The sequence below is a fragment of the Shimia thalassica genome, from assembly GCF_001458215.1.
Taxonomy (GTDB): Bacteria; Pseudomonadota; Alphaproteobacteria; order Rhodobacterales; family Rhodobacteraceae; genus Shimia; species Shimia thalassica.
In genome coordinates this window covers 1,834,864-1,857,316 of the sequence record NZ_CYTW01000001.1, presented here as the reverse complement: position 1 = coordinate 1,857,316, position 22,453 = coordinate 1,834,864, and the positions used below count along the sequence as shown (strand labels likewise).

Below are 22,453 nucleotides of genomic sequence, written 5' to 3'. Positions count from 1 at the left end.
TACAGACATCATGTCCGCAGCTTTGTTTCGGTGGACCCTGTTCAGGTCCAGAAGGCTTCGTAGACGGTTGCGGGCTGAACACCGTTCGGGGTGATCACATCCAGCTCGGTGCCGGTGTTCCAGTGGGTCATGCGCACCATGCCGATGGCCACGTTTGTATTGTAGTCCGGCGACCATGCCGCGCTGCTGACGTTGCCGACGTGAAGGTCGCCGTCCATGACAGGCCACAGGCGATCACAGGGCGGCACCGCCGATCCGTGAATTTCAATGGGGCGGATTTGCTTGACGGGGCCTTCCTTGGCCACGCGCAACAACGCATCGCGGCCTACACAGCCAATCGCGGTATTGGTATTACAGAACCGGCCAAGACCACATTCATGAGGGGTGTTGTCCTCTGTCATGTCGTTGCCATAGCTCAGCAATCCCCCTTCGATCCGCTCGATCAGATTGGGGCATCCCGCATGGACATCCAGATCTTTGCCCGCCTCGATCAGCGCATTCCACAGAGGCATGCCGATGTCGGACCCTTCGACATAGATTTCAAAGCCACCCTGTTTGGAATACCCGGACCGCGCGATAACAAGATCACGCCCCATGAATTCGAACCAGCCAAACCGGAAGAACCGAAGGTCACGCACACGATCACCGAACACGCGCGACATCAGCTCGTCAGATTTCGGCCCCTGAATGGCCAGCGGCGAAACATCCGGTTCGGTGACAAGCACATCAAGCCGGTATCCATAGGCCACACCCTTGACCCACAGCAGAAGATCGCTGTCTGCAATCGAAATCCACCAACGGTCCTCGGCCAGCTTTACGGCCACCGGATCATTCAGCATACCGCCCGTTTCGTCCACGATGGGCACGTAATAACACTGGCCGGGCAACATGCTGCGCAGATCGCGCGGTGTCAGCATCTGCATCAGGCGCCCCGCATCCGGGCCGCGCAACTCGACCTGTCTTTCGACAGCAACATCCCAAATCTGGACCGCTTCCTTGAGGTGACGGTAATCTTCTTCGACAGATCTAAACATCGTTGGCAGAAGCATCCGGTTATACACTGTATATCCGCGCACCCCTGCGGCCTCGACACCATCCGAAAACGGAGTGCGCCGCAACCGACGTGAGAGAGAAATCAAAGCCATGGCTTTTCCTCAGGCAAAAACACCAGATCGGTGTCGCCCGTGTTTTGCCCCGCCGCTGTCAGCATCGCATGGATTTGCCCGCGGTGATGGGTCTGGTGATTGAAAAAATGAACGGCGCATTGCGCCATTGGCAACGTGATGTCCTTTTTCAAAACCGCTGAAGTGTATGTCAGGTTCCCGACAAGATTGACCGCCAGAAGACCGTCAGCCCATTGACGGATTCGCCCGTCTGTCCGGAACCGCTCCGCCCCCCAAACCGCCAGTGTCGGTGTCACCGAGACGCTTTCTGCCACGCCCCCATTCGGGGGCGCTCCGCCATCAAAGCGCCCCATCCAGAGCAGGTCGGCCCACAGTATGTGGTTCAGCGTGCCCATGATCGATCCGAAAAACGCACCGCGCTCTTTGCGCAAATCGGCCTCGGTCAGCCGCTCGGCGGCCGCCTTGATCTGATTATTCTGCCACGCATTATAGCGCGCCATCATCTGACAATATTCGGGATCAATCATTGAGCTGTTCCTTATCGAGGACCTTTCCAGTCGATCTGGCAGATTTCGGCAGAACGCCCTTCGAAATCCCAGACACGACCAAAGGCACGCACACGTCCTTTGGTGGCTTGCGCGACCGTAATATCGGGGCCCATCCAGTATTCCGTGTTGGTGACCACGATATCTTTTCCGTCTTTGCCTTCTACCGGCACAACCGCACCCTGGATCTTTTTACCAACCATCAAGCGACGTTCGTTGCCTTCGGTTTCAAATACGACCTGTTCGCGCTCGGCGCCAAGAAACTCTCCTACCAGCATGCCGAACAAACCAGTTGAGCCGCGTGCGGCACCGCTGAAGATATTGACCAGACCGGCATAGGCCTCTTCCGAGGCGCGATCGTCAATGAACGCTGCCGCTTTCCAGTTGCCGCGCCCCATGTTGCCCGGAATCTCGAGGAACAGACCCACGTTCAAACCCGAAAGGTCTGCGTCGCCGTACTGGCCTTCGTCGATGCGAATTCCGGACCACGCCTGACAGTGGCCTTCTGTGGGGGGGTGCTTGCCCAAGCTGACAACGCAGGGGCAAAAGACCGTGCAGTTACAGTTGAGGATTAATTCCCCTTTGATGGTCCAGGGCACTGTGCCCACTTCATCCAACGCCATTTTTCTTCCTCCGATTTAAATAATTCCAAGTGATCCGGCACCGATCCAGATGCCCGAAGCGATCAGCACAACGCCCAAAGGCTTGGTCACGAACCGTCCAATTTGTGGCAGTTTTTCCAGCACCATAATGACGGTCGCCAATCCCATGAACGCGATGTTCATGACCCCTCCGACGAACGCCAAAAGCATCAGGGCCCAGCAACAGCCCAAACACACCAGCCCGAGGCGGATGCCGTTTTTCAGCGGTCCCTCGTCCCAATGCTGCATGAAGAACGTCAACGGCATGCGGCATTTGCTAAGGCAGGCTTCTTTCACGGGCGAGAACTGATATCCCCCCGCCAAAAGCAGCAAGGCCGCAGACAAGGCGTTGGACCTGCTGTCTCCAAACGCCGAGATCAATTCCATCTGGAACAGCCCCATCTGGACCAAAGCGGCACAGACCGAAAACCCGAGCCACACAAAGAGATATCCGCCAACCAAGACGCCGAACCGCGTCCCTTCCGTGGCCTGACCCAAGTCTTCATAAGTCGCAAACGCAGGCAGCGCCGTGGGCGCCATCATGGCTGCCGACATCAAAACCCACATTAACAAGACCCGAAAGAACCCCGCAGCATCCGGTGTGACCGTGCAAAGCGTTGTCCAGAAGTCCGCGCCATAAATCAGGCCCGCCTGACGCAGGTCGTCAGGCAACGCCATCAGGTACAGCACGACCCAAGCGCAAAGAATGCTCCCGAACAGGGCAATCCAATGCCATCCAGTCATGGCTCTGATACGTGCCGCTACCACTGTGTTCTCTCCAACGACTCAATCCTTGTGTTTAAATTGTCAGACATTTAGAATTCGATCAAACAATAAATGTCAGACATATGAAAATTGATCCAAAAAGCAGCGCGGATCTCTCTGCGCAAATCGCCAAATCCATCAGGGACGCCATTATCAATGGGGAAATGGATGTCGACACACGCCTGCCCTCCGAGGCGGAACTGTCCGAACAATTCGACGTTTCACGCCCCACCGTGCGCGAGGCGCTGAAACGGCTTGCGGCCCAGAACCTGATCCGGACCCAACGCGGTGCATCCGGCGGGGCCTTTGTGCGCCGCCTGTCCTATCAGGACGCTTATGCCAACCATATCACGACATCGACGCTTTTGTTGTCGATGAATGCGGTGGATTTTGAAACCGCTTGTGAAGCCCGCTACGCGCTTGAACGGGCCTGTGCACCCCTGTCGGCCGTGCGCCGTACGCCGGATCATCTCGCGACGATGCGCGCCGAAATCCACCGTCAGTCTCAACCCGGGCTTTCTGACGAAAGCTTTTGTGACAGCGACGTCGCCTTTCACCGTGCGCTGGTGGATGGCGCAGACAATCCGGTCTTGTCCTATCAGCTGGCCGGTGCGGTTGAAGCGATGCAACCCCTGATGAACATGATCACCTTCACCGCCCGAAACCGCGAAATGATCGTGGGATTGCACACCCGCATTGCCGACGCTCTGGATGAAAAAGAACCTGCGCTGGCCGATACCGCCCTTGCGGAGCTGACCGCCTATACCCTGCAACTGGGTGAAGAAGCGATGGCCGCGCGGGACGCCAGAGCCGCCAAACCGGACACGACATCATGACACCACGACCACCGGCCATGCTGCACATTCTTGTTGGCAAGATTGCGGCGGGAAAATCCACGTTATCCAATACGTTATCAGCCGAACCTAACACGGTTGTCATCGCCGAAGATCTTTGGCTGTCCGAACTTTTCGGGCCGGAAATGAACACGATCTCCGACTATGTGAGGTTCTCCAGCCGTCTGCGCAATGTCATGTCCGGTCACACGGCCCGTTTGCTGAATGCCGGAACATCTGTTGTACTTGATTTTGGCGCGAACACATTGGAAAGCCGTGCCTGGCTGCATGATATCCTGAAAGATACCAGATGTGACCACATTCTGCATTTTCTCGATGTGCCGACCGAGGTGTGCCGGGAACGTGTGCGTGCCCGAAACGCAGCGGGCACCCACCCTTTTTCGGTGACAGATACGCAGTTTGACCAGATCATGAAACACTTTCTGGCCCCGACCGAGGCCGAAGGATTCAACATCCGGCACTACACGCGCTAGCCCCTTGGGAAAGCGTCAGATTTTGCGAAATTTTTGCCCGCAAGCGCAAGTCGCCCCTTTTTTTCTCTGACGCGAGTGGTTATCTAACAGATGTCTCTTCGGGGACTATGGACATAAACGCGCTCGTAATAAGCGGATCGGACCCGGGGGCGGTACCCGGCGTCTCCACCAAACACCCTTCATTTGGGGGTCATGGGGACGAAATAGGATCGACGAACGTCTAAAGGGGTTTGCTTTGTCTCGGCAGTCTGCCACCGTTATCGGCGAATTTTGTACAATTGCAAATGACAATCGTGCTCCGGCAATGGCAGTAGCAGCGTAAGCTGTTAATGTCGCCGAAACTAACTCCTTGGGTTTAGCGACCTAAGGCGGGGTTCGCAGGTACCTGGCAACAGAAACCTGCACTTTCCCCAAAAATTAACGAATTCCTCATGCCTGCGACTTAACGATTGGTTTGCGCGAATTGTTCAAAAGGCGGGCGAAAAATGGAAAAACGTGAGATTCTTACCCAATGGTATCAACGTGTCTGGGAAAGTGGCGATCTCGACGCGATCGATGAATTGTTTAGTCCGGACACACAGGCCGCGGGATTGCTGCCGGAAATGCAGGTTGGGCCTGATGACTTTCGGGAACTTGTCCCGATGTTTCTCGACATGGTCGAAGACCCCCGTGTGTCTCTTGACAAGGTGATGGAGGACGGCGACTGGGCCTCTGCTCTTTATTCGATGCGTGTCACCGATTCCGCGACCGGCAAACCGGTTATTGGCTCGGGTCAGCTTTTTGCTCGTTTTGATGGGGATAAGATGGTCGAAACCTACAACAGCTTCGATTTCATGAGCTTTTTCGAACAAATCGGCCTGCTGCCGGAACAATGTCTGGCACTTTGTTTGACGGGTCAGAAGATCGCCTAGCGGGTCCTTGGTTTCCCCTATGAATTGACGCTTGCGGGAATCAAGCGAGTGTGATGCCTGTTGGCCATGTCTCTGCACCCTTCCCTTTCCGACCTGATACGCGTTTTTGGACGCATCGGCCTTTTGTCTTTTGGTGGACCTGCCGCACAGATCGGCCTGATGCACCGAGAACTGGTTGAAGAACGCAGTTGGCTCAAAGAAAAGGAATTTCTGGGCGCGCTTTCTTTTTGCATGTTGCTGCCCGGTCCCGAGGCGATGCAACTGGCCACCTACACCGGATGGAAACTGCGCGGTACCGTGGGTGGGTTGATCGGTGGTGGTCTGTTCTTCATTCCGGGGGCCTTCATCATCGCCGCCTTGGCGGCGCTCTATCTCTCTTATGGCGATGTGCCTCTTGTTGCTGCGGCCTTTCTTGGCGTGCAGGCCACGGTTGTTGCCATCATCATTCAGGCGCTTGTGCGCCTGTCGGGCAAAGTCCTGAGCGCGCGTTTGAACTGGATCGTGGCGGCAATTGCTTTTGTGACCTTGTATTCAGGGCTCGCTCCCTTTCCTGCGGTCATCTTATTGGCCGGAATTGTGGGCGCCCTTGCAGGGGCTGACACGGACACCGAGGCAGCTGTGCCTCAAAAAGTGGCACTTCGATCCACCTTGCAAACCATCGCCACATGGCTGGTGATCTGGCTCTCTCCGATTGCAGTTCTCTGGTTGTTGGACGCGCAGTTTCTTGTGACGTTGTCGTTGTTTTTCTCAAAGCTTGCCGTGGTGACCTTTGGCGGGGCCTATGCGGTTCTGGCCTATATGGTTCAGGCGGTCGTGTCCGAGTATCAGTGGGTTTCAACACCACAGATGATGGATGCCTTGGGGTTGGCGGAAACAACGCCGGGGCCTCTGATCCTTGTCACCCAGTTCACGGGACACCTCGCCGGATATCAGGCCGGTGGTGTTTCCCTGGCCGTTGTTGCGGGCCTTATGACATTGTGGTGCACATTTACTCCTTGTTTTCTATGGATTTTCGCCGGCGCGCCTTATGTTGACTATCTTTTGTCGCAACCACGTTTGACGGGCGCGTTACAGATGATTTCCGCGGCAGTTCTCGGCGTGATTGCAAACCTGAGCCTTTGGTTCACGTTGCATCTGCTGTTTGCCGACGTGCAGTCCACCGCCTGGGGGGCATGGCCCACGCCAGAGAGCTTTCAAATCATCCCCGCCGGATTGGCGATCCTGGCTTGCGTGTTGTTGCTTTGGAAACGGGTGCCGTTGCTTTTGACACTCGCGTTGATGGCCGTTGCCAGTTCTTTGATAAGTCTGGTCTAATTCCTGTCTGTTTTTTCGTTGGGTCTCTTTTGTTTCGCGCCGAATCTATTATGGTGGGGAAAAACAACGCCAAAGGTGATCCCATGCCGCGTACCATCGATTATGGAAACCTGATGCACCGTGCCATGCGCAGCCTGATTCAGGAGGTGCTGAACGATGTTGAAGCCAACGGCCTTCCCGGTGAACACCACTTCTTTATCACCTTCGACACCAACCATCCCGAGGTAAAAATCGCCGACTGGCTGGTGGACCGCTATCCCGGTGAAATGACGGTTGTTATGCAGCATTGGTATGAAAACCTTCATGTCACGGACGAAGGCTTTTCGGTCACGCTCAACTTTGGCGATGCGCCAGAGCCCCTTTATATTCCCTATGACGCGATCAAGACCTTTGTTGATCCATCCGTAGAATTCGGCCTGCGTTTCGAAACACAAGAAGACGAGCTGGACGAGATCGATCTGGATGATGACGACGATGAAGAAATCGTCTCGATCGAAGTCGAAGAAGACGACCGCAAAGAGGCGGACGTCGTGAGTCTCGACAGTTTCCGCAAGTAAATCTTGCCACCTGAGCCATTATGCCGCCGCTGGATCATTGTATCCAACGGTATACAGCATTGAGTTTTTCGCTGATTTGTCTATGACACGACGAGACACAGTTACGGAGCACAACCGATGACCAACACCCGCACCGAAACAGACAGCTTCGGCCCTCTTGAAGTCCCGTCTGAGAAATATTGGGGCGCACAGACCCAGCGTTCGATCATGAACTTCCCAATCGGCTGGGAAAAACAGCCCGTCGCCATCGTGCGCGCCTTGGGTGTGATCAAACAGGCCTGTGCCATGGCCAACAAAGCCTCGGGCGATATGGATGCCAAGATCGCTGATGCGGTGATCGAGGCCGCGAGCGAAGTGGTCGCGGGCAAATTCGACGACAACTTCCCTCTGGTGGTTTGGCAGACAGGGTCCGGTACCCAGTCGAACATGAACTCGAACGAAGTGATCGCCAACCGTGCGATTGAAATTCTGGGCGGCGTGATCGGATCAAAAGATCCGGTTCACCCCAATGACCACTGCAACATGGGTCAATCTTCAAACGACACCTTCCCGACGGCCATGCATATTGCAACCGCGATGAGTGTTCGTGATGTTCTCATGCCCGGTCTGAACAAACTGGCTGAAGGTCTCGAGCAGAAGTCGGAAGAGTTCAAAGACATCATCAAAATTGGCCGGACGCACACACAGGATGCGACGCCTTTGACATTGGGTCAGGAATTCTCGGGTTATGCCCACCAGATCCGTCAGGGCATGGCACGTGTTGAGGCCGCCCTGCCCGGTATTTACGAGCTGGCCCAAGGTGGCACCGCGGTTGGTACAGGGTTGAACACCAAAAAAGGCTGGGGCGAAACCGTCGCGGCCAACATGGCAGAGATCACCGGTCTGCCCTTCGTCACTGCCCCGAACAAGTTCGAAGCTCTTGCCGCCCACGACGCCATGGTGTTTATGTCCGGCGCTTTGGCGACGGTTGCCGGTGCGATGTATAAAATCGCCAACGACATCCGTTTCCTCGGGTCCGGCCCACGCTCTGGCCTTGGTGAATTGATCCTGCCCGAAAACGAGCCTGGTTCTTCGATCATGCCGGGCAAAGTGAACCCGACGCAGGCCGAGGCCATGACGCAGGTCGCTGCACATGTCATGGGCAACAACGCCGCCATGACATTCGCCGGTTCACAAGGCCATTTCGAGTTGAACGTTTACAACCCGATGATGTCTTACAACCTGCTTCAGTCGATTCAGCTGATCGGCGACGTCGCAGACAGCTTTACCGAGCGTATGTTGCTGGGCATCAAGGCGAACGAACCGCGTATCGACAAGCTGATGAAAGAATCCCTGATGCTTGTCACGGCGCTTGCGCCCACCATCGGTTACGACAACGCGACCAAGGTTGCCAAAACCGCGCATAAAAACGGCACGACCCTCAAGGAAGAGGCCATCGCGCTTGGTTTTGTGGACTCGGACACCTTTGATGCGGTTGTGCGTCCCGAGCAAATGATCGGTCCCAAGGACTAATGGCTGAGCCGGTCAATCTGAACCGGTTCCGGAAACAAAAAGCGCGGGCTGACAAAAAGGCCCGCGCTGACGAAAACGCTGTTAGGTTTGGCCGGACCAAGGCCGAGAAAAACCGCGAACAGAACGAAGCAGACAAAGCCGCGTCGCATATTGACAGCCACAAGCGTGACGACACATGAACGCGCGCCCTATCAAACGCTCGCTGACATTGCGGGGCCACCGCACAAGCGTATCTCTGGAAGATGAATTCTGGCAAGCCTTTCGCGACATCGCCGCCGAAAAATCAACAGCAATCAACGCATTAGCCGCCGATATTGACGCAAAAAGAGATATGGAAACAGGTCTTGCGACCGCCATTCGTCTCTATGTTTTGCAGCACTACAAATCGTTGTCTGGCAAATAGACCCGCGCACCAGTTTCGGGTGCGGTCCCTAGCTGGCGGCCTCGGCTGCAACAAGCCGGATCCGTTCAATCATGGCACGCAGCCCGTTCGAGCGTTGCGACGACAGGTGTTCGTTCATCCCGAGGCGTTCCATTTCGGCGCGGGCATCCACCTTGATCACATCCGCGACCGGCAAACCGCTGTAAAGCGCACGCAGCACCGCAATCAGCCCCCGCACGATCATGGCGTCGCTGTCGCCTTCAAAGGAGAAAACACCGTCTTCGATCTTGGGGTGCAGCCACACCTGCGAGGCACAGCCGTCAACCTTGGTTGCGGGCACCTTCAGGGCATCTTCAAGGGGCTCCATCCCCTTGCCAAGGTCAATCACGTGACGATACCGGTCTTCCCAGTCGTCCATGAATTCGAAATCTTCGACGATCTCTTCAAAGCTTTCCGTGGCCATGATCCGCTCCGTGTGTTGTTGAAAACCAACTAGGCCCTGAAACAGCAAAGGTCCAGCCCTGCCTTGGCGCTTTTCAAGCGCGTCGCAATGCGTTACCCAGAGACCAAAGAGAACGAGGTCGAGCCAATGCGCAAAACAGTCCTGCTTCTGCTGGTATCTGCAACACTGTTGAGTGCCTGCCAGTCGCGTTACAATCCGGTTAACTGGTTTGGAAACGGTGAAGAGGTCGAGGTCGACCCGAATGCGGCACCACCCAACCCGCTTTTGCCTGAGAAAAGCGCTATTGCTCGCCCAGAGGAAGTCTATCCCGGTGTGCCGATCACCCGCGTGACCGAGCTGAAAATTGAACGTGTTGCGGGCGGCGCAATCATTCGCGCGACAGGTGTTGCCGACCGTCAGGGTGTTTTTGCCCTGAAACTTCGCCCCTTGAACGAAGGCGAAGCTGTTGATGGTGTGCTGACATATGAATTCCTTGGAATTCACCCGCAAAATCCCATCGGGATCGGCGCCGAGTCGTCACGCACCCTGATCGTGGCCCATTCTTTGACGGATCAACAGCTCGAAGGCGTGCGCACGATCAAAGTCACCGCCCACCAGAACGCATTGCAAGCGCGCCGCTAAACGGCGCGCGCAGCACTCTTTAGATTTTGACGGTTCCGACGGAATTGCCTTTGGCAACAAGCGCAATTTCGCCTTGGCACAGACGCAGGGCGTCCGCGCCAAACACCTCGTTGCGCCAGCCTTTGAGCGCGGCAAGGTCTCTTTGACCGGCCGCAATCGCATCAAGGTCAGCCGCACTCGCAATCAGCTTTGACGCGACACCAGACGTTTCTGTCTTGGCCTTGAGAAGCACCCGCAACAAATCCGCCAGCGCAGGGTTCACCTGAAGTTTTTCGCGGCTCTTGTCGGGGCGCGGCAAATCTTCGGGCGCACAGTTCTGCCCGGCCTCGATCGCGGCAAGAATGCCTTCTGCGACTTCGCCTTTGCGGGCTTCGCGCAGCAACAGACGCGACCGGCCAAGATCCTGAAGGGATTTCGGTTTTGTCGACGCAAGTTCGATCAGCGCATCATCTTTGAAAACGCGGTTGCGTGGCACATTCCGGCTTTGGGCATAGCCTTCGCGGAAACGCGCCAGTTCACGCACCATGGCAAGAAACTTTGGTGTGGTCGTGCGGGTTTTCACCCGTTGCCACGCTTCTGAGGGTTTGATGGTATAGGTGGCGGGATTTGTCAGGATCTGAAGCTCTTCCTGAACCCAGTGTTCGCGCCCGTTTTCAGCCAGCTTTGCAGCCAGAAATTCGTAAATCCGGCGCAAATGGGTCACGTCCCCAATGGCGTATTTCTGCTGAGCTTCGGTCAGGGGACGTCGCGACCAATCTGTAAAACGGCTTGATTTATCAAGGGCCTGCTTGGCGATCTTGCGCACAAGCGTTTCATAGCCAACCTGATCGCCGAACCCGCAAACCATCGCTGCGACCTGTGTGTCGAACAACGGATCGGGAAAGACGCCTGCTTCGACAAAAAAGATTTCCAGATCCTGTCGGGCCGCATGGAAAACCTTGACGACACTGGTGTCGCGAAACAGCTCATACATCGGTTCCAGAGACAGCCCATCCACCAGAGGATCAACCAACACCGCGTCGTCGCCATCTTCATGATCGGGAATGGCCATCTGGATCAGACACAACTTGGAGAAATAGGTTCGCTCGCGCAGGAATTCGGTATCAATCGTCACATAGGGTTTGGTGCGTGCCAATTCGCAAAACCGCGCAAGCTCTTCGGTGGTATTTACAGTTTTCATATGGGATTTTCTTCTGTCGTTTTTATTCAGCGTCCCGCTAGAACCACGCTTACGGGCAAAACGGCAGAATTGCAAATTGCCGGTACGTCAACCGCCAGAGTTGTCCTCATTTGCCCATCATCCAGACACCTTCGGGCCAGAATGCATGAAAGGCGAATGCAAACATTACGTCATGAGGCAAATCGCGCCCCTGCCCGTCCTGCACCCGGATCGAGCCGACATCACGGCCCTGTCCGATCACCGTACTGTCGAGAGCAGACGCCTGCCCCGGTTTCCAACGCAGCGTCAGCCCCGCTTCGGTAATATTGGGCGTTTTGCGCAGCCGCTCGAGTGGCCAGGCACGGTTATCGACACGCACAACCCGCGCCAACGCCGGCACACCATGCGGCGGCAACTCGCCACTATAGAGAAACGGGCGATGCGAACTGTCATAGCTGCGATAGGGGTTTTGGCCGTATCGACGATTATAGGCAGGTTCCGCCATGACCAACCCCTCTGGATGGCGCGCGCGGAACTGGTCCCAACTTTCAAGCCATGTGGGCAGTGCGGTCAAAGCCGTGCCCGTCAGATCGCCAACAATCGCTTCGCCGATCGCCTGTTGCCACCAGCTTTGGGTTTCGCGGTCGTACATGATCATATCGGAATTGCGCAGCTTGCCCGACACTCCCAATGTCAGGGTCTGCCCCTTTACGCGGCGGTCAAACGTCATCGCAGAATTGCAAAGCGGACAAAAAGTGACGGCAATCGGCACGCCCCCAACAGTGTCGTTCACAATTTCATGCCAAGTCAGATACCGCAGCGGATAGGCGCGCGGCTCTGCACCCGGCATCTCGACCGTGACCACAGGTTCGGTGCCTTCAATGCGGGTTTCCTGTGAGGCACGTATAAACTGCGGATCGCTGAGCGCCGGAATGCCGTCTTTGGGTGGACCCCCGGAAAGGATTTCTACCCAGTTATCAACAGACGTGGTGCTGAAATCCGTATCTGGCCATTCATGTTTCCAGAACATCGGATCGGCCATGACCGCCGAAGAGGTCACGGATATCACGGCGGCGAGGATCAATCTGAAATGGCGCATTGGTGCTCTCCCGAAGGCTGACCCTGATCATCGCGCAAAAAAAGGGGGGCCGCATAGCCCCCCTCACGTCTCTGTGACAAGTGGTGAGACCGATCAGTCGGTCACAGTGACCTTTGTCATGCGATCAGGCTGGCCAATGACGGCACCGTTGCGGCCTTCGCCGCGTTTGATCGCATCGACCACGTCCATGCCTGACGTCACCTTGCCAACAACCGTATACTGGCCATTCAGGAAGCTGCCTTCGTCGAACATGATGAAGAATTGCGAGTTGGCCGAGTTCGGGTCTTGCGACCGTGCCATGCCAACGATCCCGCGATCAAAGTTCATGTCGGAAAATTCCGCAGGAAGATCCGAGCGCAAAGACCCGCCACGACCTGCCATGCGAAGATCGCCGCCCATCTTGCCGAATTCCACGTCACCGGTCTGGGCCATGAAGCGGTCGATCACACGGTGAAACACCACATCATCGTATTTGCCTTCGCTGGCCAGCGCGGTGATTTGCTCAACGTGCTTTGGCGCGACATCTTCGAACAGATCAATCACGACGGTGCCGTTGGCCCCTTCGCCTTCGATCTGAACTTCGAGGCCGGTTGCCAGGGCTGGCGCGGCCATCAGCGAAAACGCTGCTGCAAGCTTAAGCATCGACATCAGCAGCCACTTTCACGCTGACCATGCGATCGGGGTTCGCAGGAGGTTCGCCCAAAGCAATCGCGTCAACGTGCTCCATGCCTTCGATCACACGGCCATAAACGGTGTATTGACCGTTCAGGAAGTGGTTGTCCTTGAAGTTGATGAAGAACTGCGAGTTGGCGCTGTCGGGGTTGGCCGAACGTGCCGCGCCCAAGGTGCCGCGGTCGTGGGGCAACTTCGAGAATTCCGCTTTGAGGTTCGGCAGGTCGGAACCGCCGGTGCCTGCGCTGCGCAGGTTAAAGTCTTTTTCCATGTTGCCGTTGGCGACGTCGCCCGTCTGCGCCATGAAGCCCGCGATCACACGGTGAAAGCACACGTTGTCATAGTGGCCGGCGCGCGCCAGTTCTTTCATGCGCTCGCTGTGACCGGGTGCCACATCAGGCAACAGTTCGATTACGACGGTGCCATCTTTAAGCTCCATCAGGATGGTGTTTTCGGGATCTTTGATCTCGGCCATAGGGCCCTCCTGTTTAATCTTTGATGCGTAGTTAATCATCCCGCACCAGAAAGCCAAGTCGCCCCATTGACCTATGGGCTGTTTCCTATAGGAACGCGGCAAAGTATTTCTTTTCAGGAGTTGTAGAATGGGCTGGAAAACACTCGACGAAATGGATCTGGACGGCAAGCGTGTGCTGACCCGTGTGGACATCAACGTTCCAATCGTTGACGGCATGGTCACGGATTCGACCCGCATTCGTCGTATCGCACCTTCGGTCAAACATATTGTTGCTGCGGGTGGTCGCCCGATCCTTCTGGCGCACTTTGGCCGCCCGGGTGGCGAGCGTCGCGAAAACCTGTCGCTAAAGCAACTGGTGCCCACGCTGGAACGCGCCTTTGATGCACCTGTAAAATTTGCGGCCGATTGTGTCGGGTCCGAGGCAGCCATGGCGGCCGAAACCCTGCAACCCGGCGAAGTTCTTTTGCTGGAAAACACCCGTTTTCATGCTGGCGAGACCAAAAACGATCCTGAGCTTGCGGCGGGTATGGCCAAGTTGGGCGATGTGTTTTGTAACGACGCGTTTTCGGCGGCGCACCGCGCGCACAGCTCGACCGAAGGTCTGGCGCATTTGCTGCCAGCCTGCGCCGGTCGTCTGATGCAAGCTGAACTCGAAGCTCTTGAAAGTGCTTTGGGCGAACCAAAGCGCCCCGTCACGGCCGTTGTAGGCGGCGCAAAAGTGTCGACCAAGCTGGAACTGCTGTCGAACCTGATCGAAAAGGTGGATAACCTTGTGATCGGTGGTGGCATGGCCAACACCTTCCTTGCGGCCAAAGACATCCAGATCGGCAAATCTCTGGCCGAGCGCATGATGACTGACACCGCTCTTGAAATCATGGCCAAGGCCGAGTCAACGGGATGTAATATCGTGTTGCCGCGTGACGTTGTTGTTGCGCGCAAATTCGAAGCCAACGCAGATAATGAAACCGTAGCCGTGGACCAGTGCCCCGAAGACGCAATGATCCTTGATGCGGGTCCCGAAAGCGTCGCCGCCATCAGCGCGGTTCTGGCAGAGAGCAAAACGCTGATCTGGAACGGGCCTTTGGGTGCCTTTGAAATCGAGCCTTTTGATGCGGCGACAAATGCAGCGGCCCTCAAGGCGGCGGCATTGACACGCTCGGGCCAGATCATTTCGGTTGCAGGCGGCGGTGACACGGTTGCGGCACTGAACGCATCCGGCGCGGCTGGCGATTTCACCTATATTTCAACCGCTGGCGGTGCTTTCCTTGAGTGGATGGAAGGCAAAGTTCTGCCCGGTGTGGCAGCACTGGACCAATAAACGTAACGGTTGCACGAAATTCGGGCAGCCACACCTTTCGTTAGCGCCACCATGATTGCAACACACGCCCCGCTGGCCTAGAAGCGGGGCGCATTCATTATGCAGCTGAGACAACACTAAATTTTAAGGGCGGAACACTGACATGTCCAATCAAGCACAAATCGAAAAGATGACCTCTGGCGCCGGTTTCATTGCCGCCCTCGACCAGAGCGGCGGCTCCACTCCGAAGGCGCTGCGCCTGTACGGTGTTGAAGAAGACGCCTACGGGTCGGAAGCCGAAATGTTCGACATGATCCACGCAATGCGAGCCCGTATTGCCATGGCGCCTGCCTTTACCGGCGATCAGGTGATTGGTGCGATCCTGTTCGAAATGACCATGGACCGCGAAATCGACGGCAAGCCAACTGCCACCTACATGTGGGAAGAGCGCGGCGTTGTTCCTTTCCTGAAAGTGGACAAAGGTCTGGCTGACGAAGCCAACGGTGTTCAGCTGATGAAAGACATGCCCGAACTGGACGCCCTGTGCGCACGCGCTGCCAAAGCCGGTATCTTCGGCACCAAGATGCGCTCGGTCGTGAACGCCGCCAATCAGGAAGGTATTGCCGCCATCGTCGCCCAACAGTTCGAAGTTGGCAAACAGATCCTGAGCCACGGCCTCGTGCCGATCATCGAGCCCGAAGTGACCATCTCGATTGCAGACAAGGCCGCCGCAGAAGATATCCTGCTGGCAGAACTGACCAAGCAACTGGACGCCCTGCCCGAAGATCAACAGGTCATGTTGAAATTGACGCTGCCAGAAACCGCAAACCACTATAAATCGCTGGTGGATCATCCACGTGTGATGCGTGTTGTTGCCCTGTCCGGCGGTTACAGCCGCGACGAAGCCAACACCCGCCTGTCCAACAACACCGGCGTTATTGCATCGTTCAGCCGTGCGCTGACCGAAGGTCTGTCGGCACAGCAATCGGACGACGACTTTAACGGCACCATCGCAGGCACCATTGGCGCGATCTACGATGCGTCGGTTGCGGGCTAACCCCCCATCGGTTGCACGCGGTCATTGAAGACCTGAGAAATGACGGTTTCCGCGACTTCGCGGAACCGTCGCAAAAGCGCGGGCTTGCCCGTCGTATGACGCCAGATCAGACCCACCGTCCGATAAAGCCCGCCTTTGACCGGCACCACGGCCACATCACCGTTTTCATCCGGCACTTCCGAACGCACATAAAGCGACGGCAACAGGGTGATCCCCATATTCATGGCAACCATCTGGCGCAGCGCATCAAGGCTGGTGCCTTCATAGTCGTCTCGCAGGCGCGCGCCCGACGCCATTCCCAGGCGCGAAACCTCATTTCGCAAGGCATAGGCATCCCCGAGCGCCAAAAGGTCTTCTCCTGCCAGATCCTCGGGCGTGACCAGACCTCGCCCCGCAAGCCGGTGATCCCGGGCCACGGCCAGCATCAAGGGCTCACGGTACAACGGTACAGATTGGAAGTCCTTCTCGCGGATCGGAAGCTGGGAAATCACGACGTCATGCACACCGTTGCCCAACTCATTGAGCAACTCACGCGGCGCGCCGTCGCGCACCACCAGTTTCAAATCCGGATGTTCCGCGTGCAGATGTTGCAAAAAGCGGGGCAGAACATACGGCCCGATTGTGGAAGTCGATCCAAGCCGCAGGGTGCCCGACACCCCATCTTGCAAGGATTGCGATACCCCCATCAGGCGATCTACCCCGTCGAGAATGCCTTGTGCCTGATCCAGAACCTCGCGCCCTGCCGGCGTCAGGATCACACCGCGCCGCCCTCTTTCCACCAGCTTGACCCCCAAAACGCTTTCAAAGGCGGCGATCTGTTGGCTGAGCGAAGGTTGGCTCAGGTCCAACTGTTCCGCCGCGCGACGATACTGTCCACTATGGGCCAGCGCGACGAAATACCGAAGGTGTTTCAAGGTTAGAAGTCGGTCTTGCATGCGCTTTCCTAGGTATAGGTTTTTCCTATCTAACTGAGTGAAAGGTTTGCATTCACTTATCCTTTTTCAAGCCCATCTCTATTCCAACGGCAAGACAACGCCGTGTAGATGAGCAACGATAGGAGGCTTTTATGTCCAGTAGACTTCTCAAGCGCGCAACAACCCTTTCAACGCATGTGGCATCACTGAAGACCCGTCATCGCAAGATCGACTCAGAGATCACACAGGAACACACCCATGCGGCGCCTGACCAGACAAAGCTGCGCTGGCTCAAAACACGTCGTTTGATGCTGCGCGACCAGATGAAACACTACGAAGCCATCCTGAAGGATTTGAAACCCCTCGCAGGACATGCTCTGGCCCGGAAAGGCGGTGTGGCATGACGATGATGCGCCCGAACGACCTGTTGAATGCAGGTCGGATGTTTCAAAGCCAAGAGATCGACGAACTCTATGACGCGCTGACCGAAGACGATGATGGCCCCGATGGGGGTAACATCAAAAAGGCAATGCCGCCCACCAAAAAACAGGTTCAAACTTGGCCTTGGTATTAAACTATGATCGATCACAACAACGCCCGCCCTTATGCAAAGCGGGCGTTGTTTTTCTAAATTCGCGACAGGATGGCCTCTTCGTCAAGACCTGAAATAGCACCGTGTATCGCCCCGCGCTGAGCGGCGACACGGCTGGTCACATATCCATCCACCACGGCATTTGGTGCCGTCTGCATCAGCGCCGCTGTGGTTAACAAAGTCGCGAGATTTTCAGCGAACCACCGCGCCTCGGACTGGGCAGGAATAGAGGGCCAGCGGGCGCGATGTGCATCAAGTGCCAAGTCATAGCGTTTGTCATTGCCTTTCGCCCCGTCCAACACCGCATTCAACGCTTCGGCGGCACGCGGTTCATTGATTATCGTGCGCAGGATATCCAGACAAATAACATTCCCCGACCCTTCCCAGATCGAATTGAGCGGCGCTTCGCGGTACAGCATCGGCATGGGGGTCTCCTCGACATACCCCATCCCCCCAAGCACCTCCATCGCTTCGCCCACAACACCGATAGAACGTTTGTTCGACAGGAACTTGGCCAGCGCCACGCCAATCCGCGCCAAAGCGCGTGACTCGTCGTCGTCGCGATCAAAGGCGCGCGCCAGATACATCGACACTGCCAAGGCCCCTTCGCAATCCAGCGAAAGGTCCGCCAGAACCGTGCGCATCAGAGGTTGGTCGATCAGTCGCCGTTGAAACGCCGACCTGTGGCTGACCCAGTGATGTGCTTCCGAAAGCGCGGCCCGCATCAGCGCGGCGGGGGCGATTGCGGTATCAAGACGGGTGTGGTGCACCATCTCGATAATGGTGCGCACCCCTGCCCCTTCGTCGCCCAGCCGATAGGCAAGCGCGTTGTGGTATTCGATCTCGGAGCTGGCATTGGCCTGATTGCCAAGCTTGTCCTTGAGGCGCTGCAAACGGATCGCGTTCCGCTCTCCCTCCAGCCATCTGGGCACGAGAAAACAGGTCAATCCCCCCTCGGCCTGCGCCAGTGTCAAAAAGCCGTCGCACATCGGGGCCGAACAAAACCATTTATGCCCTGTCAGCCGATAGGCTTCGCCGTCCCGCACTGCACGGGTGGTATTGGCCCGCACGTCCGAGCCGCCCTGCTTTTCCGTCATGGCCATGCCCAGAGTTGCGCCCTGTTTCTCCCAGATGGGGCGCGTTGACGGATCATAAATGCCGGAACTCAGCTTTGGTGCCCATTGAGCGAACAAGGCCTGATCATTGCGTAATGCGGGCACGGCAGCATAAGTCATAGTCATCGGACAACCTGCCCCCGGCTCAAGCTGCATCTGCATATAAACAAGGGCCGCGTGCGTGGCATGGCCGCCCGGTTGCCCATCCCACGCAGCGGCGGCATACCCTTCTTCGAGGCCAGCCTGCATCACCTGATGATAGCCCGGATGAAACTCCACCTCGTCCAGCCGGCGCCCGCCCCGATCAAACAGCTTCAGGCGTGGCAGGTCCCGTCGGGCATCTTGCGCCGCATTCTGGAGCGGTTCGGATCCCAGCCGTTTTCCGGCCCGTGCAAGATCTTCGACGCGCCCACCTGCGGCGGTGGATGCCTCGCGCAAGGGAATGTCATCGGCCCAATAATCACGGGCGGTTCTGAATACCGGTTGGTTGGCTACATCATGCGTGCCGAGGTGGCTGCTGGCTTGTAAACGTGACATCTGAAGGCTCCTGTCTCCCTGTGCACAGCCTAAGCTTTGAAAATATCGCAGCGCCAGCAAACCGTTACGTCACAAAAACAATGTGACACATGCAATTTTTTGATTCACAGAATGCGCCGCCTATGCCATAGTGCGACCAGATGTCCGGCAAACGGATGCACACGAGGCAGACATGACAAACCAGAAATCCCGTCCCGCTTTTGGCGTATTCGCATTTTTTGCATTTGCGTTTGCCCTGTCTTCCTATTTCACATTTGCAGCCGTCCAAGGGGACTATGGCCTGTTTCGGCGGGTTGAAATCGAAGCTGAAAAAGCCGCCCTTGAAACGGAACTGGCCACGTTGCAGATCGAAGTGGACCGGATGGAAAACCTGACCCAACGCTTGTCGGATTCCTATCTGGACCTTGATCTTCTGGATGAACAGGCGCGTGATGTTCTCGGGCTGATCCGCTCTGATGAAATGGTCATCCGTTAAGTCTTTCAATTTCCGTAATTGCGATATTTCCTCTCGACCATCGGGTCCGAGAGAGGCTATCATATTGTTTAACACTAAACTAAAAACGCCCCTCTTGCATTACGGCAAGCTCTGACCGGGGTGTCCTACCATCTGCTGGGAGGCTTGTGATGGCTGCCAAAAAACCTGCTGCCAAGACCAATGTGTCTGGTGAAGAGTTGCAAAAATTCTATCGAGAAATGCTTTTGATCCGACGGTTTGAAGAAAAAGCCGGACAGCTTTACGGAATGGGTCTGATTGGTGGATTTTGCCACCTTTATATCGGCCAGGAAGCTGTTGTTGTCGGGCTCGAGGCCGCGGCGGAAGAAGGTGACAAGCGCATCACGTCCTATCGCGATCATGGTCATATGCTGGCCTGTGGCATGGATCCCAACGGTGTCATGGCCGAACTGACGGGCCGCGAGGGCGGTTATTCCAAAGGCAAAGGCGGCTCGATGCACATGTTCTCGAAAGAGAAACATTTTTATGGCGGGCACGGCATCGTCGGCGCGCAGGTGCCGTTGGGCGCTGGGCTGGCGTTTGCTGACAAATACAAGGGCAACGGTCGCGTTACGTTTACCTATTTCGGTGATGGCGCCGCCAATCAGGGGCAGGTTTATGAAACCTTCAACATGGCCGCCCTTTGGGATTTGCCTGTCGTTTTTGTGATTGAAAACAACCAATACGCCATGGGCACCGCGCAACAACGCTCGACGTCCTCGCCCGATATTCACACCCGTGGCGAAAGCTTTGGCATCCCCGGAGAAGCGGTGGACGGCATGGATGTTCTGGCGGTCAAGGATGCCGGAGAGCGCGCCGTCGCGCACTGTCGCAAAGGCAAAGGTCCCTATATTCTCGAGGTCAAAACATACCGTTACCGCGGTCACTCGATGTCTGATCCTGCCAAATACCGAACCCGCGAAGAGGTTCAGAAAATGCGCGAGGAACGCGACGCCATCGACCACGTGCGCCAGTTGTTGATTGATGGCAAGCACGCGAGCGAAGAAGACCTCAAAGCCGTAGACAAAGAAATCAAGGCCATCGTGAGCGCCTCGGCGGATTTTGCCAAGGAAAGCCCCCTGCCTGCCGCCGAAGAGTTGTGGACAGATATCTATGCGGAGGCCACGTAATGCCGCATTTCGAAATTCACGCAAGCGACGTGTCCCGCGCAAAGAGTTTTTACAGCGGTTTGCTGGGATGGCGGTTTTCGCCCATGCCCGGCGGTGAAGATGTTGATTATCACCTGATCGAAGGCACAGATTTCGTTGAGGGCGGATCCCTCACGGGTGGTCTTATGCGCCGCATGGATGCCCAACCTGCCAGCGGATCGCCCGTACGGGGCGGCACCATGACATTCGAAGTCGAGAACTGTGACGAACGCTATGCCTGGGCGCTGGCAAACGGTGGCGCCGAAGCATTACCCCCCACTGATTTTCCGGGCGTCGGTCGGTGCGCCTATGTTGAAGACGGCGAAGGCAATATCGTCGGAATGATCTCTGCGCCAAAAGAAGGGTCCTGAGAATGGCTACTGAAATCCTAATGCCCGCCCTGTCGCCCACGATGGAAGAAGGCACCTTGGCCAAATGGCTAGTCAAAGAAGGCGATAGCGTACAATCCGGCGATATTCTCGCGGAAATCGAAACCGACAAAGCCACGATGGAATTCGAAGCGGTTGATGATGGTGTGATCGGTCATATCCTTGTGCCCGAAGGCACCGAGAATGTTCCTGTGAACACGGCAATTGCCACGCTTCTGGAAGACGGTGAAGAGGCCGGCGCGGCCCCCGCGCCCGCGGCAACACCTGTTGCGTCTGCGCCGGCGCAAGCCGCTGCGCCTGCCGCACCGACGGAAATCGTTTCCCAAGCTGATCTGACACCGGATTGGCCCGAAGGCACCCCCATGAAACAACAGACCGTGCGCGAAGCGCTGCGGGATGCCATGGCCGAAGAAATGCGCGGAGATGAAAACGTCTATTTGATGGGCGAAGAAGTTGCCGAATACCAAGGGGCCTATAAGGTCAGCCAGGGATTGCTGGACGAATTCGGATCAAAACGGGTGATTGATACGCCAATCACCGAGCATGGATTTGCCGGTATCGCAGTGGGTGCCGCTTTTGGCGGGTTGAAGCCCGTTGTTGAATTCATGACGTTCAACTTTGCCATGCAAGCCATTGATCAGATTATCAATTCAGCAGCAAAGACGCTCTATATGTCAGGTGGCCAGATGGGCGCACCGATGGTATTTCGTGGCCCCAATGGCGCAGCTGCCCGCGTTGGCGCGCAGCACTCTCAGGACTATGCCGCGTGGTATGCACAGATACCGGGTCTCAAGGTTGTGATGCCCTATTCGGCGGCGGACGCAAAAGGTCTTCTCAAAAGTGCCATTCGCGATCCAAACCCTGTTATCTTCCTTGAGAACGAAATTCTGTATGGCCGTTCGTTTGACGTGCCTGCGATGGAAGATTTCACGATCCCCTTCGGCAAGGCCAAAATTTGGCGGGAAGGCACGGACGTGACCCTTGTGAGCTTTGGTATAGGGATGCAATATGCCTTGGAAGCTGCTGAAAAGCTTGAAGAAGACGGGATCAGTGCAGAGGTGATCGACCTTCGCACGCTGCGCCCGATCGACTATGACACAGTGCTCAAATCAGTCATGAAAACCAACAGATGCGTGACCGTTGAAGAAGGATGGCCCGTCGGATCAATCGGCAACCACCTTGCTGCAACAATTATGCAAAAGGCTTTCGACTATCTGGATGCACCCGTGTTGAATTGCACCGGCAATGACGTACCCATGCCCTATGCGGCCAACCTCGAAAAACTGGCGCTTGTGACCACCAATGACGTGATCGTTGCGGTCAAAGAAGTCACCTATCGTTAAG

General features: G+C 56.3%; 28 protein-coding genes and 1 other RNA gene. 18 read left to right on the top strand and 11 right to left on the bottom strand.

What is annotated here, in order from left to right; translation table 11 throughout:
- Positions 1 to 41: 41 nt before the first annotated feature.
- Genes PH7735_RS08495 through PH7735_RS08480 form a run of 4 tightly spaced genes read right to left on the bottom strand, consistent with a single transcriptional unit; the run spans position 42 to position 3,054 of the window.
- The gene (locus tag PH7735_RS08495) at positions 42 to 1,145 is read right to left on the bottom strand and encodes a dimethylsulfoniopropionate demethylase (RefSeq protein ID WP_058310819.1); all 1,104 of its coding nucleotides are present in this window, start codon (positions 1,143 to 1,145) and stop codon (positions 42 to 44) included.
- A complete protein-coding gene (locus tag PH7735_RS08490) occupies positions 1,136 to 1,651 on the bottom strand; it encodes a DinB family protein (RefSeq protein ID WP_058310818.1) in 516 nt (171 codons plus the stop codon). The genes PH7735_RS08495 and PH7735_RS08490 overlap by 10 nt, the downstream gene beginning before the upstream one ends.
- Positions 1,652 to 1,662: 11 nt before the next feature.
- Positions 1,663 to 2,292 carry a DUF1326 domain-containing protein gene (locus PH7735_RS08485; RefSeq protein ID WP_058310817.1) on the bottom strand — a complete coding sequence of 210 codons (630 nt, stop codon included), beginning with the start codon at positions 2,290 to 2,292 and terminating at the stop codon, positions 1,663 to 1,665.
- 15 nt (positions 2,293 to 2,307) lie between these two features.
- Positions 2,308 to 3,054: a DUF2182 domain-containing protein gene (locus tag PH7735_RS08480; protein WP_058310816.1), complete on the bottom strand. Its 747-nt coding sequence runs from the start codon at positions 3,052 to 3,054 to the stop codon at positions 2,308 to 2,310.
- A gap of 104 nt (positions 3,055 to 3,158) precedes the next feature.
- Here PH7735_RS08480 and PH7735_RS08475 point away from each other — a divergent pair, with 104 nt between their 5' ends.
- The 9 genes from PH7735_RS08475 to PH7735_RS08440 all read left to right on the top strand — a co-directional run bounded on the left by PH7735_RS08475 (position 3,159) and on the right by PH7735_RS08440 (position 9,099).
- Positions 3,159 to 3,911 carry a FadR/GntR family transcriptional regulator gene (locus tag PH7735_RS08475; RefSeq protein WP_058310815.1) on the top strand — a complete coding sequence of 251 codons (753 nt, stop codon included), beginning with the start codon at positions 3,159 to 3,161 and terminating at the stop codon, positions 3,909 to 3,911.
- On the top strand, positions 3,908 to 4,402 hold the full coding sequence (locus PH7735_RS08470; protein WP_058310814.1) for a P-loop nucleotide/nucleoside kinase family protein: 495 nt from the start codon (positions 3,908 to 3,910) through the stop codon (positions 4,400 to 4,402). Before PH7735_RS08475 ends, PH7735_RS08470 begins: the two co-directional genes overlap by 4 nt.
- A 53-nt stretch (positions 4,403 to 4,455) precedes the next feature.
- Positions 4,456 to 4,808: a transfer-messenger RNA gene (ssrA, locus tag PH7735_RS20320) on the top strand.
- A gap of 79 nt (positions 4,809 to 4,887) precedes the next feature.
- Complete coding sequence (locus tag PH7735_RS08465) at positions 4,888 to 5,313, top strand: ester cyclase (protein ID WP_058310813.1); 426 nt, start codon at positions 4,888 to 4,890, stop codon at positions 5,311 to 5,313.
- A gap of 66 nt (positions 5,314 to 5,379) precedes the next feature.
- Entirely contained in the window at positions 5,380 to 6,627 is a 1,248-nt protein-coding gene (gene chrA / locus PH7735_RS08460) for a chromate efflux transporter (RefSeq protein WP_058310812.1), read from the top strand.
- Positions 6,628 to 6,710: 83 nt separating this feature from the next.
- Positions 6,711 to 7,184 carry an SspB family protein gene (locus PH7735_RS08455; RefSeq protein WP_058311210.1) on the top strand — a complete coding sequence of 158 codons (474 nt, stop codon included), beginning with the start codon at positions 6,711 to 6,713 and terminating at the stop codon, positions 7,182 to 7,184.
- A 117-nt stretch (positions 7,185 to 7,301) separates the two neighbouring features.
- Positions 7,302 to 8,696: a class II fumarate hydratase gene (gene fumC, locus PH7735_RS08450; protein WP_058310811.1), complete on the top strand. Its 1,395-nt coding sequence runs from the start codon at positions 7,302 to 7,304 to the stop codon at positions 8,694 to 8,696.
- On the top strand, positions 8,696 to 8,875 hold the full coding sequence (locus PH7735_RS08445) for a DUF4169 family protein (RefSeq protein ID WP_058310810.1): 180 nt from the start codon (positions 8,696 to 8,698) through the stop codon (positions 8,873 to 8,875). Before fumC ends, PH7735_RS08445 begins: the two co-directional genes overlap by 1 nt.
- Positions 8,872 to 9,099, top strand: coding sequence for a ribbon-helix-helix domain-containing protein (locus PH7735_RS08440; protein WP_058310809.1), 228 nt, complete (start codon positions 8,872 to 8,874; stop codon positions 9,097 to 9,099). The genes PH7735_RS08445 and PH7735_RS08440 overlap by 4 nt, the downstream gene beginning before the upstream one ends.
- 28 nt (positions 9,100 to 9,127) lie before the next feature.
- On the opposite strand, the gene PH7735_RS08435 is transcribed toward PH7735_RS08440, so the two are convergent.
- Positions 9,128 to 9,541 carry a SufE family protein gene (locus PH7735_RS08435; RefSeq protein ID WP_058310808.1) on the bottom strand — a complete coding sequence of 138 codons (414 nt, stop codon included), beginning with the start codon at positions 9,539 to 9,541 and terminating at the stop codon, positions 9,128 to 9,130.
- Positions 9,542 to 9,628: 87 nt separating this feature from the next.
- Between PH7735_RS08435 and PH7735_RS08430 the strand changes: the two genes are divergently transcribed.
- On the top strand, positions 9,629 to 10,162 hold the full coding sequence (locus tag PH7735_RS08430) for a hypothetical protein (RefSeq protein ID WP_150823576.1): 534 nt from the start codon (positions 9,629 to 9,631) through the stop codon (positions 10,160 to 10,162).
- A gap of 19 nt (positions 10,163 to 10,181) precedes the next feature.
- On the opposite strand, the gene rnd is transcribed toward PH7735_RS08430, so the two are convergent.
- From rnd to PH7735_RS08410, 4 genes are all read right to left on the bottom strand, one after another.
- On the bottom strand, positions 10,182 to 11,342 hold the full coding sequence (gene rnd, locus PH7735_RS08425; protein WP_058310806.1) for a ribonuclease D: 1,161 nt from the start codon (positions 11,340 to 11,342) through the stop codon (positions 10,182 to 10,184).
- Between the two features lie 106 nt (positions 11,343 to 11,448).
- Complete coding sequence (locus PH7735_RS08420) at positions 11,449 to 12,420, bottom strand: DUF3179 domain-containing protein (protein ID WP_058310805.1); 972 nt, start codon at positions 12,418 to 12,420, stop codon at positions 11,449 to 11,451.
- A gap of 93 nt (positions 12,421 to 12,513) precedes the next feature.
- A complete protein-coding gene (locus tag PH7735_RS08415; RefSeq protein WP_058311209.1) occupies positions 12,514 to 13,062 on the bottom strand; it encodes a peptidylprolyl isomerase in 549 nt (182 codons plus the stop codon).
- Positions 13,055 to 13,567 carry a peptidylprolyl isomerase gene (locus PH7735_RS08410; protein ID WP_058310804.1) on the bottom strand — a complete coding sequence of 171 codons (513 nt, stop codon included), beginning with the start codon at positions 13,565 to 13,567 and terminating at the stop codon, positions 13,055 to 13,057. Before PH7735_RS08410 ends, PH7735_RS08415 begins: the two co-directional genes overlap by 8 nt.
- A gap of 127 nt (positions 13,568 to 13,694) precedes the next feature.
- On the opposite strand from PH7735_RS08410, the gene PH7735_RS08405 reads away from it, so the two are divergent.
- Together PH7735_RS08405 and PH7735_RS08400 are read left to right on the top strand one after the other, a co-directional pair.
- Positions 13,695 to 14,885, top strand: a complete 1,191-nt coding sequence (locus tag PH7735_RS08405) for a phosphoglycerate kinase (RefSeq protein ID WP_058310803.1) — start codon at positions 13,695 to 13,697, stop codon at positions 14,883 to 14,885.
- Between the two features lie 142 nt (positions 14,886 to 15,027).
- Complete coding sequence (locus tag PH7735_RS08400; protein WP_058310802.1) at positions 15,028 to 15,921, top strand: fructose bisphosphate aldolase; 894 nt, start codon at positions 15,028 to 15,030, stop codon at positions 15,919 to 15,921.
- On the opposite strand, the gene PH7735_RS08395 is transcribed toward PH7735_RS08400, so the two are convergent.
- Entirely contained in the window at positions 15,918 to 16,856 is a 939-nt protein-coding gene (locus PH7735_RS08395) for a hydrogen peroxide-inducible genes activator (RefSeq protein WP_058310801.1), read from the bottom strand. The two genes, PH7735_RS08400 and PH7735_RS08395, sit on opposite strands and share 4 nt — an antisense overlap.
- 131 nt (positions 16,857 to 16,987) lie before the next feature.
- Here PH7735_RS08395 and PH7735_RS08390 point away from each other — a divergent pair, with 131 nt between their 5' ends.
- Together PH7735_RS08390 and PH7735_RS20680 are read left to right on the top strand one after the other, a co-directional pair.
- Entirely contained in the window at positions 16,988 to 17,239 is a 252-nt protein-coding gene (locus tag PH7735_RS08390; RefSeq protein WP_058310800.1) for an HP1242/YdcH family protein, read from the top strand.
- A complete protein-coding gene (locus PH7735_RS20680; RefSeq protein ID WP_158503198.1) occupies positions 17,236 to 17,409 on the top strand; it encodes a hypothetical protein in 174 nt (57 codons plus the stop codon). The genes PH7735_RS08390 and PH7735_RS20680 overlap by 4 nt, the downstream gene beginning before the upstream one ends.
- Positions 17,410 to 17,462: 53 nt before the next feature.
- On the opposite strand, the gene PH7735_RS08385 is transcribed toward PH7735_RS20680, so the two are convergent.
- Positions 17,463 to 19,079 carry an acyl-CoA dehydrogenase family protein gene (locus PH7735_RS08385; RefSeq protein WP_058310799.1) on the bottom strand — a complete coding sequence of 539 codons (1,617 nt, stop codon included), beginning with the start codon at positions 19,077 to 19,079 and terminating at the stop codon, positions 17,463 to 17,465.
- A gap of 172 nt (positions 19,080 to 19,251) precedes the next feature.
- On the opposite strand from PH7735_RS08385, the gene PH7735_RS08380 reads away from it, so the two are divergent.
- From PH7735_RS08380 to PH7735_RS08365, 4 genes are all read left to right on the top strand, one after another.
- Positions 19,252 to 19,554, top strand: a complete 303-nt coding sequence (locus PH7735_RS08380; RefSeq protein ID WP_058310798.1) for an FtsB family cell division protein — start codon at positions 19,252 to 19,254, stop codon at positions 19,552 to 19,554.
- A 149-nt stretch (positions 19,555 to 19,703) separates the two neighbouring features.
- Positions 19,704 to 20,702: a pyruvate dehydrogenase (acetyl-transferring) E1 component subunit alpha gene (gene pdhA / locus PH7735_RS08375; RefSeq protein WP_058310797.1), complete on the top strand. Its 999-nt coding sequence runs from the start codon at positions 19,704 to 19,706 to the stop codon at positions 20,700 to 20,702.
- Positions 20,702 to 21,091 (top strand): VOC family protein, encoded by a 390-nt coding sequence (locus PH7735_RS08370; RefSeq protein WP_058310796.1) that lies wholly within the window; start codon positions 20,702 to 20,704, stop codon positions 21,089 to 21,091. Before pdhA ends, PH7735_RS08370 begins: the two co-directional genes overlap by 1 nt.
- 2 nt (positions 21,092 to 21,093) lie before the next feature.
- Positions 21,094 to 22,452, top strand: a complete 1,359-nt coding sequence (locus tag PH7735_RS08365) for a pyruvate dehydrogenase complex E1 component subunit beta (protein WP_058310795.1) — start codon at positions 21,094 to 21,096, stop codon at positions 22,450 to 22,452.
- The last annotated feature ends 1 nt before the right edge of the window (position 22,453 follow it).

Coding starts and splice junctions, on each gene's coding strand:
- PH7735_RS08495 (WP_058310819.1), bottom strand. CDS start 1,145: ATGGCTTTGATTTCTCTCTCACGTCGGTTGCGGCGCACTCCGTTTTCG.
- PH7735_RS08490 (WP_058310818.1), bottom strand. CDS start 1,651: ATGATTGATCCCGAATATTGTCAGATGATGGCGCGCTATAATGCGTGG.
- PH7735_RS08485 (WP_058310817.1), bottom strand. CDS start 2,292: ATGGCGTTGGATGAAGTGGGCACAGTGCCCTGGACCATCAAAGGGGAA.
- PH7735_RS08480 (WP_058310816.1), bottom strand. CDS start 3,054: ATGACTGGATGGCATTGGATTGCCCTGTTCGGGAGCATTCTTTGCGCT.
- PH7735_RS08475 (WP_058310815.1), top strand. CDS start 3,159: ATGAAAATTGATCCAAAAAGCAGCGCGGATCTCTCTGCGCAAATCGCC.
- PH7735_RS08470 (WP_058310814.1), top strand. CDS start 3,908: ATGACACCACGACCACCGGCCATGCTGCACATTCTTGTTGGCAAGATT.
- PH7735_RS08465 (WP_058310813.1), top strand. CDS start 4,888: ATGGAAAAACGTGAGATTCTTACCCAATGGTATCAACGTGTCTGGGAA.
- chrA (WP_058310812.1), top strand. CDS start 5,380: ATGTCTCTGCACCCTTCCCTTTCCGACCTGATACGCGTTTTTGGACGC.
- PH7735_RS08455 (WP_058311210.1), top strand. CDS start 6,711: ATGCCGCGTACCATCGATTATGGAAACCTGATGCACCGTGCCATGCGC.
- fumC (WP_058310811.1), top strand. CDS start 7,302: ATGACCAACACCCGCACCGAAACAGACAGCTTCGGCCCTCTTGAAGTC.
- PH7735_RS08445 (WP_058310810.1), top strand. CDS start 8,696: ATGGCTGAGCCGGTCAATCTGAACCGGTTCCGGAAACAAAAAGCGCGG.
- PH7735_RS08440 (WP_058310809.1), top strand. CDS start 8,872: ATGAACGCGCGCCCTATCAAACGCTCGCTGACATTGCGGGGCCACCGC.
- PH7735_RS08435 (WP_058310808.1), bottom strand. CDS start 9,541: ATGGCCACGGAAAGCTTTGAAGAGATCGTCGAAGATTTCGAATTCATG.
- PH7735_RS08430 (WP_150823576.1), top strand. CDS start 9,629: ATGCGTTACCCAGAGACCAAAGAGAACGAGGTCGAGCCAATGCGCAAA.
- rnd (WP_058310806.1), bottom strand. CDS start 11,342: ATGAAAACTGTAAATACCACCGAAGAGCTTGCGCGGTTTTGCGAATTG.
- PH7735_RS08420 (WP_058310805.1), bottom strand. CDS start 12,420: ATGCGCCATTTCAGATTGATCCTCGCCGCCGTGATATCCGTGACCTCT.
- PH7735_RS08415 (WP_058311209.1), bottom strand. CDS start 13,062: ATGCTTAAGCTTGCAGCAGCGTTTTCGCTGATGGCCGCGCCAGCCCTG.
- PH7735_RS08410 (WP_058310804.1), bottom strand. CDS start 13,567: ATGGCCGAGATCAAAGATCCCGAAAACACCATCCTGATGGAGCTTAAA.
- PH7735_RS08405 (WP_058310803.1), top strand. CDS start 13,695: ATGGGCTGGAAAACACTCGACGAAATGGATCTGGACGGCAAGCGTGTG.
- PH7735_RS08400 (WP_058310802.1), top strand. CDS start 15,028: ATGTCCAATCAAGCACAAATCGAAAAGATGACCTCTGGCGCCGGTTTC.
- PH7735_RS08395 (WP_058310801.1), bottom strand. CDS start 16,856: ATGCAAGACCGACTTCTAACCTTGAAACACCTTCGGTATTTCGTCGCG.
- PH7735_RS08390 (WP_058310800.1), top strand. CDS start 16,988: ATGTCCAGTAGACTTCTCAAGCGCGCAACAACCCTTTCAACGCATGTG.
- PH7735_RS20680 (WP_158503198.1), top strand. CDS start 17,236: ATGACGATGATGCGCCCGAACGACCTGTTGAATGCAGGTCGGATGTTT.
- PH7735_RS08385 (WP_058310799.1), bottom strand. CDS start 19,079: ATGTCACGTTTACAAGCCAGCAGCCACCTCGGCACGCATGATGTAGCC.
- PH7735_RS08380 (WP_058310798.1), top strand. CDS start 19,252: ATGACAAACCAGAAATCCCGTCCCGCTTTTGGCGTATTCGCATTTTTT.
- pdhA (WP_058310797.1), top strand. CDS start 19,704: ATGGCTGCCAAAAAACCTGCTGCCAAGACCAATGTGTCTGGTGAAGAG.
- PH7735_RS08370 (WP_058310796.1), top strand. CDS start 20,702: ATGCCGCATTTCGAAATTCACGCAAGCGACGTGTCCCGCGCAAAGAGT.
- PH7735_RS08365 (WP_058310795.1), top strand. CDS start 21,094: ATGGCTACTGAAATCCTAATGCCCGCCCTGTCGCCCACGATGGAAGAA.